This window comes from Vallitalea longa (assembly GCF_027923465.1).
GTDB lineage: Bacteria > Bacillota > Clostridia > Lachnospirales > Vallitaleaceae > Vallitalea > Vallitalea longa.
The window spans coordinates 254862-276599 of the sequence record NZ_BRLB01000001.1 but is presented as its reverse complement, the minus strand read 5'-3'; the positions used below and the strand labels follow the sequence as shown (position 1 = coordinate 276599).

13 protein-coding genes are annotated in these 21738 nt (G+C 33.5%); all 13 read left to right on the top strand.

The genetic code is table 11. From position 1 onward, the window contains the following. Positions 1 to 110: 110 nt before the first annotated feature. The 13 genes from QMG30_RS01085 (at position 111) to QMG30_RS01025 (ending at position 21354) form a co-directional block, all read left to right on the top strand. Positions 111 to 6995: a DUF4073 domain-containing protein gene (locus QMG30_RS01085; RefSeq protein ID WP_281811350.1), complete on the top strand. Its 6885-nt coding sequence runs from the start codon at positions 111 to 113 to the stop codon at positions 6993 to 6995. A gap of 543 nt (positions 6996 to 7538) precedes the next feature. Further along, positions 7539 to 8948: a group II intron reverse transcriptase/maturase gene (gene ltrA, locus QMG30_RS01080; protein ID WP_281811348.1), complete on the top strand. Its 1410-nt coding sequence runs from the start codon at positions 7539 to 7541 to the stop codon at positions 8946 to 8948. A 214-nt stretch (positions 8949 to 9162) separates the two neighbouring features. Continuing rightward, positions 9163 to 9915, top strand: coding sequence for an ABC transporter ATP-binding protein (locus tag QMG30_RS01075; protein ID WP_281811346.1), 753 nt, complete (start codon positions 9163 to 9165; stop codon positions 9913 to 9915). Further along, the gene (locus tag QMG30_RS01070; protein ID WP_281811344.1) at positions 9908 to 11536 is read left to right on the top strand and encodes an ABC transporter permease subunit; all 1629 of its coding nucleotides are present in this window, start codon (positions 9908 to 9910) and stop codon (positions 11534 to 11536) included. The genes QMG30_RS01075 and QMG30_RS01070 overlap by 8 nt, the downstream gene beginning before the upstream one ends. A 27-nt stretch (positions 11537 to 11563) precedes the next feature. Further along, positions 11564 to 12541 carry an extracellular solute-binding protein gene (locus QMG30_RS01065; RefSeq protein ID WP_281811342.1) on the top strand — a complete coding sequence of 326 codons (978 nt, stop codon included), beginning with the start codon at positions 11564 to 11566 and terminating at the stop codon, positions 12539 to 12541. Positions 12542 to 12566: 25 nt separating this feature from the next. After that, positions 12567 to 13652 carry a 2-aminoethylphosphonate--pyruvate transaminase gene (gene phnW, locus QMG30_RS01060; RefSeq protein ID WP_281811341.1) on the top strand — a complete coding sequence of 362 codons (1086 nt, stop codon included), beginning with the start codon at positions 12567 to 12569 and terminating at the stop codon, positions 13650 to 13652. A 2-nt stretch (positions 13653 to 13654) separates the two neighbouring features. Continuing rightward, positions 13655 to 14479 carry a phosphonoacetaldehyde hydrolase gene (gene phnX, locus QMG30_RS01055; protein ID WP_330680623.1) on the top strand — a complete coding sequence of 275 codons (825 nt, stop codon included), beginning with the start codon at positions 13655 to 13657 and terminating at the stop codon, positions 14477 to 14479. Between the two features lie 377 nt (positions 14480 to 14856). Next, complete coding sequence (locus QMG30_RS01050) at positions 14857 to 15792, top strand: 2-keto-3-deoxygluconate permease (RefSeq protein WP_281811340.1); 936 nt, start codon at positions 14857 to 14859, stop codon at positions 15790 to 15792. 68 nt (positions 15793 to 15860) lie between these two features. Continuing rightward, on the top strand, positions 15861 to 17111 hold the full coding sequence (locus QMG30_RS01045; RefSeq protein WP_281811338.1) for a four-carbon acid sugar kinase family protein: 1251 nt from the start codon (positions 15861 to 15863) through the stop codon (positions 17109 to 17111). 5 nt (positions 17112 to 17116) lie between these two features. Beyond that, positions 17117 to 18097, top strand: coding sequence for a 4-hydroxythreonine-4-phosphate dehydrogenase PdxA (gene pdxA / locus QMG30_RS01040; RefSeq protein ID WP_281811336.1), 981 nt, complete (start codon positions 17117 to 17119; stop codon positions 18095 to 18097). Positions 18098 to 18186: 89 nt separating this feature from the next. Further along, positions 18187 to 18942: a DeoR/GlpR family DNA-binding transcription regulator gene (locus tag QMG30_RS01035; RefSeq protein WP_281811334.1), complete on the top strand. Its 756-nt coding sequence runs from the start codon at positions 18187 to 18189 to the stop codon at positions 18940 to 18942. A gap of 135 nt (positions 18943 to 19077) precedes the next feature. Next, entirely contained in the window at positions 19078 to 20901 is a 1824-nt protein-coding gene (locus QMG30_RS01030; RefSeq protein WP_281811332.1) for an S-layer homology domain-containing protein, read from the top strand. 201 nt (positions 20902 to 21102) lie between these two features. Continuing rightward, complete coding sequence (locus QMG30_RS01025) at positions 21103 to 21354, top strand: hypothetical protein (RefSeq protein WP_281811330.1); 252 nt, start codon at positions 21103 to 21105, stop codon at positions 21352 to 21354. The last annotated feature ends 384 nt before the right edge of the window (positions 21355 to 21738 follow it).

Below are 21738 nucleotides of genomic sequence, written 5' to 3'. Positions count from 1 at the left end.
ATTTGAGGTAATAGTCTAAAAATATCATTGTTTATCAAAATTTGTTGAAATATAATATTATTGAATAAAACTTTGACACTAACCAACATAATCTAGAGGAGGATAGTTTTATGATAAAACAACACAAAAGAATAAGTATATTAGTATTGGTGACTATGATTATTTCGCTTTTGCCAGTAAACACTTACAATGTATCGGCAAATTCTAACACACTTAGTTTACCAGTAGCCACAGAAAACACAGAATACTCCGAATTATACAATCAATTAACAACTTACATTAATGAGAAAGTTGTTAAAGACACAAGTGAATCTGCCTTGAATAATTACTTAAAGGATGCTAATTTCGAAAAAGCTATAGCTCAGAGAGAGTTTATTAGAAAAGCGGGAGTTTCAACAGTTGAAGAATATGTAGATACAGAAGAAAAGAGAAATTTCATGAATTGGGTTCTTAATAATACAGAAGCTATGAATCTATTCTTGGAAGGTGGTGAGCCAACTTCCAGTTATCCCAAGGCTTTTGATGTATGGTTTGAAATTTTCACTAAAGACCCTGATTCTTATACTGGCTATGAGTTGAAATTAGCCATTGCTACTGCATTGAGGCTTGGTAATGGTGTCCAGAGATGGTATACAAGTAGACTTCTAGTAACTCCATATGAAAGATATGAGTACTTCAAAGTTCGTGAAGCCGAAGGGGTATTCCCTATAAGTATGAAAACAAGAAGTGTATGGGAATTGAGAAATACTGTAAAAGCACCTTGCAGCAACTGGGATTTAGACTATGTAAGAGAAGTGATTCACAAAGATAGATGGAGTGAATCAAGCCAAAGAGTTCGTGTTAAATATCCACCTTACACAGCCAACAGTATATATAAAGACAAAAACGGAAACCCATATAGTGTATTTAGAGCAAGTGGTGACCAATTTTTTGGACCTGATGCAACGATAAAAGAAGTACATGAAATAGGTGGAGTCTGTGGTACTGCATCCAAATTCGGTACTATCACCAACAATGCTTTCGGTAATCCGGGATTCAATGTTGGACAACCAGGTCATGCGGCTCATGTTTATTATTCACCTAAATCAGCAGGTAAATGGGATCTTGGTTACAATATATCTGGTTGGGGAAAATCAGTGGTTGGTCAACGTACTTATATTCCTTATACCAATTATGGAGATATATCTAGTAATAGACCTGCATATTGGTTTACTTATGAAGCTTCTAGAGAGGATGAAGAAGCACTTCATAAATCACATCAACTTAAGTGGATTGCTACTGCAATTACAGACTATAACAAAGCCCAAGCGATTCGTAAAGTCGCTATGCAAATCAACAAATGGAATATAGACGTTTGGAAAGATTATGTAAATGCAATCAAGAAACTCTGGAATAATGCTATGGAAGATACTAGAATACCATCAGAGAATATGACAGCAACAGCTACAAGCTCACATAACTCAAGTCAAGGAGCAAGCAAAGTACTTGATGGAAATACTAAAACCATATGGCATACAAGATATGGAAGCAATAAAGCACAGCTTCCTCAATCAATAACTCTTTCATTTGATAGAGAATATGAAATCAGCAGATTTACATATGTTCCAAGACAAAGCGGCAGTAACGGACGTATAACTGAATACAATTTATATACAAGTATTGATGGAGAAAATTACGAATTGGTTTCTCATGGAAATTGGTCAGATAATTCAAAGACCAAGACTGTGGAATTTGAAAAAACAAATGCAAAACATATAAAACTAGAAGCCATAAAAGGTCATGGTGGTTTTGCTACTGCATCAGAACTTAAAGTATATGGACCATTCGAAGAAAAACCTATCACAATTGAGGAAAGATATGAATTAGCAGATTATATTATAGATAATCTAAAAGAACAACCAAGAGTCGCATATGATTTATTCAGATCCATACAAAATCTAGTATTGAATAAAGAAACTCCAAGAGAAAAATATCAAGAATATATGGTTAAATTGAATTCAATGCTAGAAGAAGCTTATGAAATAAACAATAAGCAAAAACAAATAGCGCAGGAAATTAAAAACGTGATGTCTGGAAATGGATTATGTCTAGCGGATTTTAATTTTAATGGCACTAACGCTGGAAAATTGGTAAGAAGTAAAACCGATACGGAATACAGTCTTGATGGTGGTGTATCCTGGAAGCCTATAACAGAAGAAAATATGAAACTCAGTGATGAAGAGATAGAATCCATAACTGCTGAGAATAATATCAGATTAAGGCTGATAGGTACAAATGAATATGTTACTATTCCTATAAAAAAAGCACCTTCTCTACCTAAAATTTATGGTAATGATGATATGAATAAGATATACGGACTAAACGATAAAGTTTATTTCAGTATTGATAATGGAGAGACTTGGACTAGATATAAAGATCAAGCTAGTCTTCCTGATTTGACAGGAGATGTGAATTTCATAGTAAAGATTCCTGGACAAGGAAAAACATTGAGAAGTGAAATAAGGACATTTAACTTTACAAGTCAAGTCAATCCACTGATAATTCTCCCATCTGATATGGAAAGTGTTAAAGTTGATGTTTCAAAAATTACTGATATCCAAAAAGCTTTTGATGGAAACATCTATTCATATTTCCACACTAACTATAGTGAAAACGGTGGAAAGATGCCACAATCAGTAACAATAGAGCTGAAAGAAGAAAGTGATATATATAAACTTGAATATGTTCCAAGACAAGATGGTAACTCTCAGGGAAGAATCACTGAATATAACATTTATGCAAGCAATGATGGTGAAAACTTTACAATTGTATCAAAAGGTAAATGGACAAGTGACAATAAAATCAAAACATCCGAGTTCAATGCTAGAGGAGCAAAATATATTAGATTCGAAGGTGTAAAGGCTGGAAGAAATTATATAGCCGCTGCTGAAATAAGACTCTATAAGACTGAATCTTTAATACCTCATGTAATCTTCAGCTTTGATGGATCTAATGCCGGAAGACTTGTGGGAGCAAATACCAACATGGAATACAGCATAGATAACGGAAGTACATGGAAAGACATAACAGAAGTCAATATGAGTTTGACACCAGAAGACTTCATAAACATCAACCCAGAAAGTATCATTGAAGTAAGATTCAAGAATACAACCGAAAGTGGTGAAATAAGCTTTACAGCTTGTGAAAAACTTCCTGATGTACAAGGAGACGATATAGAAAACACAATCACTGGTTTAGATGAAACTATGGAATACAGTTTTGACGATGGTGAAACTTGGACTACTTATAATGGAGAATTCAACTTAGGTTTAAGAGGAAATGTAAATATCTATGTAAGATATCAAGCCACAGGTACAACATTTGCTAGTGATTATGTAGCATTAGAATATACAGCAGAAGAAACTGAGATATTTGATGGAAGAGTCACTTATAAATTCATAAGTAAGGCAACAGGAAGAAGTTTAGATGTAACATATGGAAGCAAAGAAGATAATGCTAATATAAAACAATACAGATTTACAGGAAGTTCAAATCAAACTGTAAGATTAGTAAATATTACTGAAAATCAGTACAAAATAGTAATGAGAAACAGTGGTAAAGTATTGGTTCCTAAGGATTCAAGTACTGATGATGGTGCTACATTAGCTCAAACCACTTATACAGGAAACGATATACAGAAGTGGGAGATCGTTAATCTAGGAAATAACGAATATGAGATAATCAATGTAGCGACTGGACTTGCACTAACAGCGAATAGCAATAAATCTACTATCAATATAAGTAAATTCGTTCATAATAAGTATCAAGTTTGGGCTTTGAATTACCTTAATAAAGTAGTAGTACCAGAAGTAACATTCAGTTTTGATGGGGAAAATGCAGGAAAGATCATGGGAAGTACTAAATCTATGGAATATACTATAGATGGAGGTCAATCTTGGAAATCAGTTTCAAGAGACAACATTACTTTAACTAAAGAAGAATTAAGTGTAATCAAACCAGAATATGGAATAAAAATTAGGATTAGAGGTAACGCAGGTATCGCTGCAATAGAGACTAAAGATAAACCTAGTATTGCAGATGTTGAAGCTGATGACAACAAAAATATTGTAGCAGGAATAGACTCATCTATGGAATACAGCGTTAATTCCGGTAAAACTTGGACAAGATATTCAGAAAGCGATCCAGCCATATTTTTAAGTGATTTGGATGTATTAGTAAGGATTGCAGGAAATGGCGTAACTCCTCCGGGAGAAAGTCAAAAATTAAGTTTTACATCTAAAATCAGTACTCCTCTTTACAAAGAATTTGATCCAATGAATCACATAACAGTAGTGGATTCACAAGGAAATGATATCAGCAATAATATACAAGTTATAGAAAATACTGTAGATGTGAACAAAAAAGGAATGTACTCAGTTAGTTATAGAATATCAGATGGTGATAATGAAGAAACCATTGTAAAAGAAGTAGAAGTAGTAAGTGACGTGGTATATCTAAGTGATATCAAGTATAAGAGCGGAAAAGCAGGTTACAGAAGTATCTCAAAAGACACTAATATTGGTGGAGGACCAATAATTCTATATTCAAAATATGGAAAAGATACTTTCAAAAAAGGAATGGGTGCCCATGCATATTCTGAAATAGTATATGATATAGAAAACAAGGGATATACTGATTTCCGGAGTTATATAGGGCTGAATCAAAATGTGTATAGCACTAATTCAAGCGTAATATATAAAGTCTATGTTGACGGAACTCTAAAATACGATTCTGGAGTTATTGCTTCAAAAACTCCTTATAGATATGTAGATGTAGATATTAGAGATGCAAAAGAAATAAAATTAGTAGTGGATCCAAATGGAAGTAAAGGTAATGATTTTTCCATATGGGCAGATGCCAAATTCGTATCAAAAGACTCAGCACCTGTGATTGAAGTAACTAATGTAGCATATGAAAAAGATGATGAAATAGATTTTGATGAAATCATGAAAAACGTAAAAGCAACAGATATTGAAGATGGAGATTTAAGTTCAGAAGTCACATATACTACAAACTACACAAAAGGAAGTACAGGTAACTTTGATATCGTGTACAGTGTAACAGACAGTGAAGGATATGAAACAGACAAGAATGTAAAACTTATTGTAGTTAATAGTAGCATCTATGTATCAGATACTGATTGGGTATCAGCAAAATCAGGTTGGTCAAGAACTAAGAAAGACTTAACAATCAGTAGCAAACCACTTATCATATGGGATGGAGAAAAAGCCGTTACTTATGAAAAAGGTATAGGAAGCCATGCTCATTCAGAAACTGTCTACAATCTGGAAGGTAAGGATTATGGATACTTCACAAGTTATGTAGGTGCCTCAAGAGAAGGTAACTATAGAACATCTGTAGAATTCAAGGTCTATGTAGATGGAGAGCTTGCTGCTGAAACGGGAGTTATGAAAAAGGATACACCTCAACAGTTCATTAAAGTAAATATCGGCGGAGCAAAAAAACTTAAATTAGTAATAACAGACGGAGGTAATGGACAAGGAAATGATAGTGCAATATGGGCAGATTCCAAATTCCTTATAGCAGATGGAATCGTTATGGCTGTAGATACATCAATGCTTGATGAAGTCTTAGAAGAGGTTGAAAAACTAGAGGAAACTGCATATGAAAAAGATTCATGGGATAGGCTTCAAGGAAAAATAAGTTTTGCAAAATCACTTCTTCAAATAGGTGGGTTTGACCAGATTCAAGTTGATGAAGCACTAGAAGATATAAAATCTGCTATTGGGGAACTTGAAATATTTGTAGGAGAAAGTCCAGTGATTAATGCTGAAGATTTAACTTTCTATGAAGGTGAACATATAGATTTTGATGAAATACTATCTGAAGTTACAGCAACAGATAAAGAAGATGGAGACTTAAGTTCACAAGTGACATATACAACAGATTATGTGGAAGATGAACTGGGCGAATTTGAAGTCGAATATAATGTTGCAGATAGTCACGGTAACAAAACAACTAAAAAAGTTAAATTAGAAGTAAAAATAAAATTCATATATGCAACAGATATGAATTGGACTAAAGCAACTACAGCATGGAGAAGAGTTGAGAAAGATAAATCCAACTCAGGTGGTACTCTTAGACTATGGGATGGTCAAAAAGAAGTGACTTACGAAAAGGGTATAGGAACTCATGCTTATTCACAAGTAATATACAATATAGAAGGTAAAGATTTTAAATATTTTACAAGTGTTATAGGTGTCAGCCAAACAGCTAATTATAGAGGATCAGTTAGATTTGAAGTCTATCTTGATAATAAATTAGTATATACATCTGAAATCATGAAGAAAAAAACACCATGTAAATCTATTACTATTGATGTGGAAGGCGCACAAATAATTAAACTAGTCGTAGACGATGCTGGAAACGGCAAAGGAAATGACCACGCAAACTGGGCGGATGCCAAGTTTCTCACAACAGATGAAAATCTTGACACAGTAGATATTTATATTGATGAAGAAAATATACCTGAAGAAGAAACAATAACAGAAGATGAAGATTCAACAGAGGGTGAAGCAATAACAGAAGGTGAAGATTCGATAGAGGGCGAAGAAATAACTAAGGATGAAGAGTCAACAGATAGCGAAACAATGACAGAAGGTGAAGATTCAAGAGAGGGCGAAACAATAACAGAAGGTGAAGATTCAACAGACAGCGAAGCAATAAATGAAGTTGATAGTTCAACACAAGACGAAACAATAACAGTTGATAAAGATTCAACAGAAAGTGAAGCAATAAAAAATGATGAAGATTCAACAGAAAACGAAGCAATAGAAGAGGATGATAATTCAACAGAAGATGAGGCAATAATAGAGAACGGAAGTTCATCAGAAAATGAGGATAATAAAAAAGTTGAACAAATTCTTACTGAGAATGTAGAAAAAGTTAATAATAATGTCATTTCAGATTTGGAAGAACCTAAAGATGAAGACTAGCAGGAAAGTGAAATTAGAAGTAAAAGAAAAAGATATGTAAAATATTGATTCTACTAATTAAGATTAATTAAACTAACAATAACTAAAAAATAACAGCTAGGAGCTAATTAGTTCCTAGCTGTTTTTTTGTGCGCCCAGCATGGGCGCAGTCTATAGGGTGAAAGTCCCGAGCACCGAAGGTGATATAGGTGTTAGCTAAGACAAGGGTGTCCATCGTGAGATGGAATCTGAAGGAAGTCGGATGGCAAATTTCCGGTCTGAGAAACACGAATCACATATAAGGCTGTTATAGTTGGATGAGTTTGCAAAACAAAACAAAGTCCGTATCACCCGAAAGCTATTACAGTAAATGTGGCAGATATATGGAATGAAAGACTGCGCTCTTACCTGGGGAGATCTGATAGATAAGTTGTGGAAATGAACTTTGAAACAACAACCCATATAGTGATATATGGCTGAACTATCAGAAGTCAGCAGACGTCATAGTACTAGAAGAGCTATAGATTTTCTAGGAAGGACTGAACGATAGGAGGTTTTGAAGAATTGAAGGACACAAAGAAATGCGAAGAAGGCAGACAACTTCATACTGAAGACTATTCTCGTGAGAGTAAAGTGGAACTTGATGGTAATGAGAAAGTGCCTAGTATTTCATTGACGTCAGATAGGAAACAAAACGACGAAAGTGTATATGATAGTAGACTATTAGAGAAAATTCTTGACAAAGACAACATGAATAAAGCATTTAAAAGAGTTAAGAGCAATAAAGGAAGCCATGGAATTGATAAATTAACAATAGATGAACTTCTAGAGTATTTACAAAAACATGGTGACAAAGTAAAACAGTCTATAATGGAAGGGAGTTATATCCCTAAACCAGTTAGAAGGGTAGAAATACCAAAAGATAATAAAAAGATGCGAAAACTAGGTATACCAACAGTGGTTGACAGAGTAATCCAACAATCAATTACCCAAGTATTAAGTCCGATATTTGAGAAAACTTTCTCAGAATACAGTTATGGATTCCGTCCCGGAAGGAGTTGCCATGATGCATTGAAGAAATGTAAGGAATATATTAATGACGGTTATAACTGGGCAGTAGATATGGACCTTAAAGCATATTTTGATACAGTAAATCATGACAAACTCATGGGATTAGTTTATAAAGAAGTTAAGGACAAAAGAGTATTGAGTCTAATACGGAAATATCTACAAGCAGGAGTTATGATAAATGATGTTGTAAACAAAACGGCAAAAGGCGTACCGCAAGGGGGCAATTTATCCCCATTACTTAGTAACATCATGCTTAATGAATTAGACAAAGAATTGGAGCTTAGGGGTCTACGTTTTGTAAGATATGCAGATGACTGCAATATATACGTCAAAAGTAGGAAAGCTGCCAATCGGGTAATGGAAAGTATCACAAGATATATAGAAGGAAAGCTCAAATTAACTGTAAATAAAGAAAAGAGTACGGTTGGTAGACCATGGAAACTGAAATTTTTAGGCTATTCATTCTACAATGTAAAAGGTGGAGTGGAATTTAGAGTTCATGAAAAGTCAGTTAAGAAGCTGAAGCAGAAGATAAAATATCTAACTGGAAGAAGCAGAATAGGAAATATTAAGTCAACCTATATAAAGCTTAAACAAGTGATAGTAGGATGGATTAATTATTTCAAAATGGCTAAGATGAAAAATAAAATGCAAATGTTAGATGAATGGTTAAGAAGACGAATTCGTATGTGCTATTGGAAGCAATGGAAGAAGATTAAAACAAAGTTTAAAAATCTTCAGAGATTGGGAATAGATAAATACAAAGCATGGGAATTTGCAAACACAAGAAAAGGCTACTGGAGGATAGCCAGCAGCCCGATTCTTCATAGAACCATAACTAATGCAAGACTAAAGAAATCAGGATTAGTATCTTTAACAGAAACATATGCACGAGTATGTTAATTCTATTGAACCGCCAAGTACCGAACGGTATGCTTGGTGGTGTGAGAGGACGATAATTGAATTAATCAATTATCTCCTACTCGATTCTATACGGTTATTATTGAAATCATCAATTACGGATTTAATAATTTAATCATTCTTTACTCTTTTTTAATATAAACTTTACTTTCCAAGTGTATCATTACACTATAAATTACAGTTTGGAGGGAAAACATTGTTAAAGTTAGTAAATATAAAAAAGAAATTTAACGATAAAACAGTACTTGATGGAATAAATCTTGAAATAGAAAAAGGTTCAATAGTTTCAATGCTTGGACCAAGCGGGAGTGGAAAAACAACTCTTCTAAATATAATTCTTGGACTGATTCCCATGGATGACGGTAAAATATTTTTTGATGATGAAGATTTTACTAACATACCTATGAAAAATAGAGGATTCAACATTGTATTTCAAGATTATGCTTTGTTTCCTAATCTTAATGCTTATAAGAACATCATATACAGTATGAAGAACAATACTGATTTTGTCAGTAAAGATGAATTGGACAGTATAATAGAGACGTTAGAATTGACACCTCATCTAAAAAAACGTATCGAGCAATTATCAGGAGGACAAAAACAAAGGGTAGCATTAGCAAGAACCTTAGTAACTAAACCAAGAATACTATTGCTGGATGAACCATTGAGTGCATTGGATGGAGTCATAAAAGAAACAATCAAAGAAAGAATTAAATTGATTACCAAACAATACAATTTGACAACCATCATAGTCACTCATGATCCAGAAGAAGCATTAACCATGTCAGACAAAGTGCTTATCATCAATGATGGTTTGGTTTCACAATACGGAACACCAAAAGAAATCATAGAAACACCACAAAATAGCTTTATAGAAGAGTTTATACTAAGACAGCTGAAGATTAAGAAAGACAACATATATGATCTTTTTGGAGAATGCTATGCATAAAAACAAAAAGCAAGCAACAATAATATACATATTTATCGCTGCAGTAATTATTATGTTTCTATTCACGCCTCTAGGAAAATTGTTCATCTATTCTATAGAAAATGAGAATGGAGGAATGTTCGATAATTATTCAGCTATACTTAGAGATAAAGAAATAATAACAGCCGTCATTAATAGTATCAAGATCTCATTCATCACTGCTCTAATAACCACTATGTTAGCTTTTTTACTGGCATACAGTGTAAATTGCACTGGTATATCCAAGAAAACCAAGAAAGTTATACATATAGGAATACTTGTACCCATGTTGCTGCCTACGATAACTTACGGATTCGCAATCATATATTCATTAGGAAAACAAGGGTTAATAACGAAATTGTTCAATAGAGAAATAATACATATATACGGATTTAACGGATTACTGATCGGATATGTCATCTATACATTACCTATGGCTTTTCTCCTTATCAATAATTCATTCGATTACATTGATAAAAAATATATCCTAGTATCCAAGTTGATGCAGGACAACTTTTTTAGAGGTTTCATCAATACTATTTTAAGACCCCTATTGGGAACTATTGCTGGAGCGTTCTTGATATCTTTCATATTGACATTTACTGATTTTGGGATACCAGCTTCTATAGGTGGAAAATATAAAGTGATTTCAACTTACTTGTATCAAGTCATGTTGGGGTCCATACCAGATTTCAATAAAGGTTCTGTTATAGCAGTTGTCATGCTTATTCCAGCTCTTGTGGGAGTTGTGTTGTTGAAGTATCTGGAAAGATATAATTTCCACTATGACAAGATCAATAAATCTCAACTAATAAAAAACAGGAAGAGAGATGTCATACTTGCTGTTATATCCATACTTATCATAGTGATGATTACTTCCATATTCGTAGTCATGTTCATAACACCTTTTGTAGAGAACTATCCTTACAACATGACATTCACCACTAGATATTTCACGAAAACCATAATGTCAAATACAGTAATAGGTGTATTCAAGAACTCCATATTAGTTGCAGGACTTACAGCAATAATAGGGACGATAGTGACTTATGTATCAGCCATAATCAATACTAGGTCAGACATTGACAAGAAACTGAAAAGTACAATTGATTTCACAGCCATGGTGACTAATAGCGTACCGGGAATGGTTCTTGGATTGGCTTATTTATTCTTGTTTAACGGTAGTGACCTAAAAGGAACATTCGCGATAATTATACTATGTAACATAATACATTTTTTCACTACACCATATCTAATGGCAAAAAATGCATTGTCCAAGATGAATCCCAATTGGGAAGTAACGGGAGAACTCATGGGTGATACGTGGTTTAAAACTATTATAAGAGTGGTAATACCCAATTCGTTGACTACTATTATAGAGATGATATCATACCTGTTCATCAATTCCATGATAACCATAAGTGCAGTCATATTCTTGGTAACTGCCAAGACATCTCTGTTAACGAGTAAAATAAAGGAATTACAGCATTATGCTAATTTTAATGAAGTATTCATACTGTCAATATTAATATTTATAACTAATATAACATTCAAGATCTTAAGTAAGATCTTCGAAGATAAATATATACGAGTGAACAAATAGAACATAAATCAAAAGGAGAATGAAACCATGAATATAAGAAAATTATTAATAGGTGTTACTCTATTAATGGTAATGCTGGTATTAGCTGGCTGCGGGAAGAAAACAGAACAAGTCGTAATCTACACTAATGCAGACGAAGAAGCTATAGAAGTAATGAAGGAAGTTCTAGATAAAGCCGGCTATCAAGATGATTATATACTCCAAGGCATGGGAACATCGGAACTTGGAGGTAAACTAATGGTTGAAGGAGATAAGATAGAAGCTGACCTGATTACTATGAGTTCATATTTTATCGAAAGCTCCCAGAAAGAGCATGATATGTTCAAGGAACTGAATTTCGAGACTAATTCATTATTATCGTACCCTAAGTATTATACACCTATACTTGCCAATACAGGGGCTATATTCGTCAATACTGAAGTAATGAGTGAGAAAGGATTGCAATTACCTCAATCCATCAAGGAACTGACTAAACCTGAATACAAAGATTTGGTATCCGTACCCAGCATTATGGATTCATCAACAGCATGGTTGATGATACTATCAATCATTAATGAATATGGTGAAGATGAGGGCTTAGATGTGACTAAGGCATTAGTAGAAAATTGTGGTGCTCATATAGAAAGTTCTGGTTCGGGTCCTATAAAAAAAGTTAGAGTAGGAGAAGTTGCAGCAGGATTCGGATTAAGACATCAAGCTGTACAAGACAGCATGGAAGGTAAACCTATCAAATATATAGATCCAAAGGAAGGCAATTTTTCACTTACTGAATCAATAGCCGTAGTGAAGAAAGGAAATGAAGACACAGAAGAATTAGCTATGAAAATGGCAGAAACCATAATAAAAGAAGCCCGTTCCAAGTTGATAGAATACTATCCAGTAGCTCTATATGATGGCGAACAAGTGGATGCTTCCAATAATCCTGAGAATCCAAAAGAATTTGGTGAACCATTGACCGTTGATCTTCTAGAAGAACATCAGAAATTTTTCAAGAAAGCGAATTAATAAAATTAATAGGAGTGAAATGAATATGAGTATTTGCAAATTATTAACACCAGGACCATTAAGTACTTCCGATGAAGTAAAGAATCAGATGCTTGTGGACCGTTGTACATGGGACAACGATTACAAGATGATAACACAAAAGATCAGGAAACAATTATTATCTGTTGCTCATTTATCAGAAGAAGATTATACAACTGTTTTATTGCAAGGAAGTGGTTCCTTCGCAGTAGAAGCTACACTCAATAGTGCAGTCAGCCAAGATGGCAAATGTTTGTTTATCGTCAATGGTGCATATGGTGAAAGAATGGTAGAGATGGGGAACAGAATGTCACTTGATTACAGTGTATATAGAACTGATTACCATATCATACCTAATGTAAACAAGGTTAGAAAACTAATAGAGACAGACACAGATATAACTCATATAGCTATGGTTCACTGTGAAACCACTACTGGTATATTGAATCCCATAGAAGATATGGCTAAGCTATGTAACGACAATGATATAACGTTCATTGTTGATGCAATGAGCAGCTTCGGAGGAATACCTATGGATATTGAGAAGATGGGTATTGATTTCTTGATAAGCAGTGCCAACAAATGCATACAAGGAGTTCCAGGATTCGGATTTGTAATTGCCAAAACTGATAAATTAATAGGGACACAAGGTAAATCATCCAGTCTGGTAATGGATTTATATGACCAATGGGTCGTTATGAACAAGGATGGAAAATGGCGTTATACTTCACCTACTCACGTTGTCGCAGCTTTTTCCAAAGCTCTTGACGAGTTATTTGAAGAAGGCGGTGTAGAAGAGAGATATGCTAGATACTGCAGGAATAATGAGATTCTTAGAGATCAGCTTAGCAGCTTCGGTATAAAAGCATACATTACAGATGAATTGCAATCTCCTATAATAACCACCTTCCTATTTCCAAGTGACAGATTCGATTTTGACGATTTTTATAAATATATAAAAGAAAGAGGTTTCATAATATACCCAGGAAAACTGACTGATGAAGACACATTCAGAATAGGTAATATAGAGGAAATATACGAAGTAGATATAAGAAGATTATGCAAAATAATCAGTACATACATGGAGGGATAGATATGTTGAAAAATATTGAAGGCATTATTTTGGATTGGGCTGGAACCACTGTTGATTTTGGTTGCTTTGCTCCTGTTAACGTATTTCTGGAAATATTTCATAGTGCTGGTATAGAGGTAACACAAGAAGAGGCGAGAAAGCCCATGGGAATGTTGAAAAGGGACCATATAAAAGCTATGCTTGGGATGCCTAGAATAAGAAGTGCTTGGAAAGAAAAACATGGCTGTGAATATGATGAACAGGATGTAGATACTCTATATGAAGAGTTCAAGCCAATGCTGATGTCATCATTACATAAATATACTGATCCCATTACAGGAGTAATTGAAACTATAGAAACAATAAGAGAAATGGGGTTGAAAATAGGTTCTACTACAGGTTATACAGATTCTATGATGGAAATAGTAGTAAAATGTGCAAAGGATAAGGGGTATAGTCCAGACTGTTACATAACGCCTGATTCCACTCATTCTATAGGAAGGCCATATCCATATATGATATACAAGAATATGGAAGTTCTTAAATTATCAGCACCATGGAAAGTGATTAAGGTAGGAGACACCATAGCAGATATAAAAGAAGGCTTCAATGCTGGTGTGTGGTCTGTAGGTGTTATAGTTGGAAGTTCTCAGATGGGTCTTTCTTATGAAGACTATATGAGACTTGATGAAACGGATAGAGAAAGCAGAATGGCTAATGTGAAGAAACAATATATTGAAGCAGGAGCGGATTTTGTTATTGAGACTATGAAAGATCTACCTATGCTAATAGAAAAGATTGACAGATTGATTACGGAAGGCAAACGTACATATGCATTTAGAGCTTGATAGAGAATAATCGTAACTAAAGGTAAGATTATTGATAAGTTCAAAAAATTGCATATAAGTATGATAAGCAATGAGATAGGATATGACTATTTGGTCGAATTCTTATCTCATTTTTTTGCATTAGTTAGTAAAACTCTACTTACTATTTTCTTTTGAAATCTTATGTAAGACGTAACTCTTTATAATTTATTAATTATTGAAAAGAAAATATTTATATACTAAGATTCGTTAAATTGTAGAAAATAAAGCTTTGAGAGATATTTTTTTGGTCTCTTTTACTGAGATATTTAAAAAACACATTGACAACATAGTCAAATTATATTAAAATATTATCATAAACCATTCAAAAAATGAATGCATCTTGAAAGGAGAACAGTATGAAGATTAAAAAGAGTATTGAGAAGATTCCTGGTGGCATGATGGTAATTCCATTACTTATTGGAGCCATAATCAACACTTTTTTCCCAGCTTCATTGAAAATCGGGGGATTTACAACTGCTATAGCAACAGGAGCTGGACCAATGATTGGAGTATTTCTATTCTGTATGGGTGCCGGCTTGAATTTCAAAGCAGCACCAAAAGCAATCGTCAGAGGGTCAGCAATAACATTAACGAAATTTGCAATTGGTGTTGGAATAGGTTTGTTGGTATCTAAGCTGTTTCCTGCTAATGGTTTCTTCGGTTTATCATCATTAGCGATAATTGCAGCCATGACTAATACCAATGGTGGATTGTATGCTGCATTAGTTGGTGAATTCGGAGATGAAACAGATGTAGGAGCAATTTCTGTCATATCCATCAATGATGGACCATTCCTTACAATGATCGCACTTGGTACTGCAGGTATTGCAAGTATACCATTTATAACTCTAGTAGGAGTTATTGTACCAATAGTACTAGGTATGATAATCGGTAATCTCGATCAAGATATGAGAGAGTTCCTAAAAAAAGGCGGACCAGTATTGATTCCATTTTTTGCTTTCGCTCTAGGAGCTGGACTTAATTTTGCAACTATTATTAAGGCAGGATTCGCAGGTATCTTACTTGGTATAATGACTACAGTTATTGGTGGTATATTTAATGTATTGGCTGACAGAGCATCTGGAGGAAATGGAATCGCTGGTGCAGCTGCTTCAAGTACAGCAGGTAATGCTGTTGGTACACCAGAAGCTGTTGCTATCGCAGACCCTTCATTAGCGGCCGTTGCTAGTGTCGCGACTGCTCAAGTTGCTGCATCAACCATAACTACTGCATTATTGACACCTGTCTTTACTTCGTTTATTAGAAAAAGAATGAAGAAAAAGGACAAGTAGAAGATGTTACTAAGAAAGAACCTGTATTGATGAGTTTGGTTCTTTCTTGGTATTAAGGAGGAATAAACATGAAGTTGGCTATAATTGCAGACGATTTTACTGGTTCAAATGATACAGGAGTCCAATTTGCTAAGAAAGGATTGCAAACTGTTGTTACAACTAATATCAATGAATTGATGAGTAATATAACAGATAATGATGTAGTAGTATTTGATACAGAAAGTAGATTTGATGATAAGGTTACCGCATATGAAAAAGTATATAAAATATCTAAGAAAATAAAACAATTAGATAATGTATTGGTGTATAAGAAATTAGATTCCACATTCAGAGGTAATATTGGGTCTGAGATTGATGGATGCATGCAGGGTATGGGATACGATTTTGCTGTTGTAATCCCTGCATTACCTTCTAATGGTAGAAAAACCATAGAGGGTCATGTAAAAGTTAATGGTAAGTTTTTACAGGAAACAGAAATAGCCAAAGACCCGAAAACACCTGTGAATCAATCATATATTCCAGATATAATTGCTAATCAATGTCAGAGGAAAGTTGAAGTCATTACTAAGGACTACGATTATACAGAAGAAAAACTCTTAGAAAAACTTATAGAACTAAGAAATGAAGGAACTGAAATTGTAGTTTTTGATGCAGAGTCTGACATTGATCTGAAAATGCTTTCTGAAATGATATCCAAGCTCGACTCACAGTTTATTATTGTAGGGACAGCAGGACTTGCTGAATATATTACGGATGCTTTTCAATTGAAGATACGTAAATCAATATTATCGATAATAGGAAGTGTTAGTGATGTTACAAGAGAACAAATCATTTATGCTTACACAAGTCATGATTTTGATATAATTGATATTTCTATACAAGATTTTTTTGAAGATGATAGAAAAGAGAAAATTCTACAGAATATTCTACAGTTGATAAATGATAAGAAAGATATCGTCATACGTACTGCAAAAGATAAGAAAGACATACAAACAGCATGTGAATATGCAGAAGAAAAAGGTCTTAATAAGTACGAAACCAGTGATTTCATCGCAAAAGGATTAGGTGAGATTACAGGTGAAATATTAAATGAAGCAAGCAATGATTTATCGGGGTTATTCATTACAGGTGGTGATACATTAATTAAAATAGCCAATTATCTCAATATCGAAGGCATGAAGATAATTGACGAAGTTCTTCCAGCGATACCTATGGGAAGATTCGTACATGAAAAGTACTGCGATATACATGTAGTAACTAAGGCGGGAGCTTTCGGTAACAAAGAAACATTTAGTGATATATTAGATTATTTGAGGTGAGAGTAATGAAAGTTAAACCAATCATTTTGACAATGGGAGACCCTGCTGGTATAGGGCCAGAAATCATATTAAGCTGTTTCAAGGATAAAGATGTAAATAAAATACCAGTTGTTGTATTCGGTGATATGAAAGTACTATCAATGATAAAAGATAGAATTGGTATTACTGGATATGAATTAAATAAGATAGATACAATAGAAGAAGCAAATTATTCAAGTGAGATACTTAATGTATTGGATTTTGATAATATTGAAATGGAAAAATATAATATAGGCCAGTTAAGTAGTATGTGTGGACATGCAGCTTATGAGTATATAATCTCGGCTATACAACATGTTAAGGATGAAAAAGCTAGGGCTGTAACAACTGCACCAATCAATAAAGAAGCTTTGCACATGGCTGGTCACAATTTTCCTGGTCACACAGAAATATTCGCTACACAATGCGGAACTAAAGATTATGCTATGCATCTATATGATGAAAAGCTATCTATCATTCATGTGTCTACGCACGTATCTCTTGAAGATGCAATTAAAACATTGTCAAAAGATCGTGTCAAGAAAGTTATAGAACTTGCACATGATAATATGAAAAAAATATTGAAGAGAGAACCTAGAATAGCTGTTGCAGGAATCAACCCTCATTCAAGTGAAAATGGTTTGTTCGGAAATCAAGAAGAAAAAATAATAACTCCTGCAATTGAGGAAATGAAACATCTCAACGTTGTAGGACCTATTCCACCTGATACAGTATTCTACAGAGGCATCAAAGGTGAATTTGACATCGTTGTAGCAATGTATCATGACCAAGGACATATTCCTTTCAAAATGTATGCATTCGAATCAGGTGTGAATACTTCTGCAGGACTATCGGTATTGCGAACTTCTGTGGACCATGGAACAGCATTCGATATAGCAGGCAAAGGAATAGCCAATTCCATAAGTATGGTAAATGCCATAAAACTAGCTGATAAACTGACTAACTAAAGAGATTGTTACATGCTTGATTGTTAAAACATTTGGTGATATAATACCAATATGTTTTGAGGAATCTCTAAAGGTCAGGGTGTGAGTGTTTGGCGAAAAAAATTACTGAAGTAGAAGAATATATTTTTAAGAACAAAGAAGTAAAAGTTCAAGAATTGATGGAGGTCTTCAAACTTTCTGAGAGTACAGTAAGAAGATATATCAATCAATTATTGTCCGATGACAAGATACAAAAAGAATACGGATATGTAACAGCGAATATTAATGATAATCTGATTAATATAAAAGCAAGGATTGACCATCTTTCAGATAAAAAGATCTTAATTTCAGATTTAGCGGAACCTTATATAAAAGATAGGGATACCATATTTGTTGATTCAGGTACAACTCATATGCATCTGGCTGAAATTATGGAATCAAAAAAAGATTTGACTATAGTCACTAACAATCTTTTGTTCGCTATAAAAGTTATTGATACAGATTTGGATGTTAACCTAATAATGATACCGGGTAGTGTAAACAGAAAAACTATATCAGCAACTGGTGATGCTGCAATGAGATTCATCGATGATTTCTATTTTGATAAATCATTCATTACTGCAAGTGGTGTTTCTCTAGAAAATGGATTATCCAATAGAACATTGCCTGAATGTGATATCAAGCGAAAAATCATCAGTAGGAGCAGATTGAATTTCGCTATGGTGGATGATACCAAATTCAATCAGATATATCCATTTTCATTTGGAGATATAGGTGATTTCGATTATCTGTTCACCAATAAGAAACCTGATGAGAAATATATTGATTATATAAAAACTGTGAAGACTAAGATCAAGTGGTCTTAACTAAAAAATATATGCTTGTACCAAACTAAAAACTTCTCCTTTTTATGGGAGAAGTTTTTATTTATGTCTATAAACAATATGGAATAGTTTGGAAGATAAGTATATAATATAGTTGAAAAGAATGGGGAGAGAATTATGAAAAGAATTTTATCAACGATAATTATTTTAGTATTATTGTCCAGTAATCAAATATTTGCCGAAACTACAGAAGTTGGTGAAGAAACCATAAAGGGAGTTCATACAGAAGGAATAATCGATGATGGTGAGAAACAGGCAGAAATGCTAAAAACTCTAGGATTGTTCAAAGGCACTTCCAATGGATTTGAATTGGACAGAGGATTAAAAAGAGTTGAAGCGGCAGTTATGTTAGTAAGGCTACTGTCAGAAGAAGAACAAGCACTTGCTGGAGAGTGGTCCCATCCATTTGATGATGTACCCGAGTGGGCTGACCCATACGTAGGTTGGTTATATGAGAGTGGATTGACCAAAGGAATCAGTGGAACGAAATACGGTAGTTCAATGGATATCACTTTTGAACAATATGCACTTTTTCTAAGACGTGTACAAGCTGATGACGACCAATGGACTGAGAGTATTGCAACTGAAGAAGAAGCGAAATCATTCAGTGAGAATATTACTTTCACTAGATATACAGCTGTCACATTGACTACTAGATTTTTGACATTGACATATTATCGTAATGATAATTGGACTTATAATATGGCACGTTTCTTTATTGAAAAAGGATATTTTTCTGTTGAGGAATTGATTAGAGGGTCTGAAGGTGTTATATCTCCTACATATGTCATTGAAGAGGATGATAAGATTCATAAAAGGATTTTGGATGTAGATACCCTTAGCTCTGAAATAGGAAATATTAAAGACACTATAAGTACTGATAATAATGTGGATTATTTTTATGCAAAGGGTTTTGATGAAGATAAGGTTTATCTTTATAGAATTGATAAAAATACTTTAGATGAGACTCTAGTATTGACAAGAGATGCTAATGAGTATTTTTCATGGGATTATGAATATGGTATGTCAATAGATGAAGTGGATTACATTTTTGAGATAGATAGAGAAGAAAAGCAATCAAAATTACTTGCTGTTAGGGAGGGTGAGGTCTCAGAGACTATATCTAATCTAAGAGAGAATGAATTTGCTTTTTATCCTTTTGAGAATGGCAATTACTTTATATCACAAAATGTAATGGTGGTAGAAGGGAAGGATGGATATTATTATATTGATAATCAGGAGATAAGGTTTCATTCTCTTGAGGTTGATACAAGTATTCTATCTTTTGAGGGTAAGTGTTTGATAACGGAAACAATTAATGAATCAATGACAAAAATTATGTGTATCAGGGCAGATGATGCTGATATAATCGATTCCTATAGTGTGTCACAAGATATACCCAACGAGCCCTATGAAGGAAGAAGTATAAAATATGTAAAAGACTGTGAATTCTATGGAGAAGCAGGGTATTATGTGTTGAGAGATGATAGACTGATGCAAATTACGGATCGACCCGCATTGGACATTATTCATAATGATAGTAGCAATGAATATATTATATTGACTCATGAACCGGGTGTAAGGATTCATACTATGATTGGAAATGGGGGGAATGAAATAGTATCAATAGATGATAAGGGAAATGAGAAAGTATTATTATCTAATGAACCAAAGCATGGTATTGATATATTCGAGTTCTCAGATGAGGCAACTGAAGAAGACATATTGTTTGAAAGCAGAACCGAAGTTGGTATGGGACATTCAGATATTTTTTATTATAAATTACTGCCATCCCAAGATATAGAAGATAATTATGACGAAGGTCAGGCACAAATAGTAGTTGTGGATTATTGTGCAGGACGTCCAGAAATGGAAGCTGAAGGATATGTTAAAGAATACGTAGATAAAAAGCAGAAGATTCTTGATGAATTAGGATATTAGAATCAAGATAGAAAAAAGTTATCCATGTATAAGATATGTAAGACATTTTTAATATTATAAATGATTGTTTATGCTATAATTAATACTTATTGTTGACTGTTACAAACGATGAGAAAGATTAGGAGATACGATATGAAAGTGAAATCAACAAAAGGAGGAACCTATATTTTAATCCCGTTCTACTAACGGGAGGTGATATAGATGAGCAGATCTTATAAGAAAACACCAGCATTACAATCTAAGAATGGTTCTAGATGTAATGGATGGATTAATAGAAAAGTATCAAAAGCAGTAAGAAAATATAAACATCATATTCCAAATGGATCAGCATATAAAAAAATATATTCTTCATATGATATTAATGAATATACTTTATATCAACCATGGAATAATGATGCCCTAGAGTTCTTTGAATCAAAAAAAGAATGGGATAAATATTATCATAATAAATGAAAATCAATAAAAGTATGTCGCTATTATAGAGGCATACTTTTTTATTTATTAAGAAATTATAGAGTAAAAGAAATTTATATTAAAATATTAACATACTATTTTTGGAGGTTAATTGAAAAAAGTAAGGTGTTTAGTAAGACATAAATGCATAAATTGTTTGGGTACATATATCATAAAAAATAAAACTAAGAATAATTTAAACTTATTAAGATCCAATCTATACAATAAAATATATAATACTAAGCAATAAAAACCATAGGTATTGTATATTATTTTAGAATGATGTTGTGTAATAGATGAGTTTATATTAAATATGACTAAATAATATTATAAGACATAAACACATAATATCAAGATGTAATCACATGTACATTCAAAAAATAA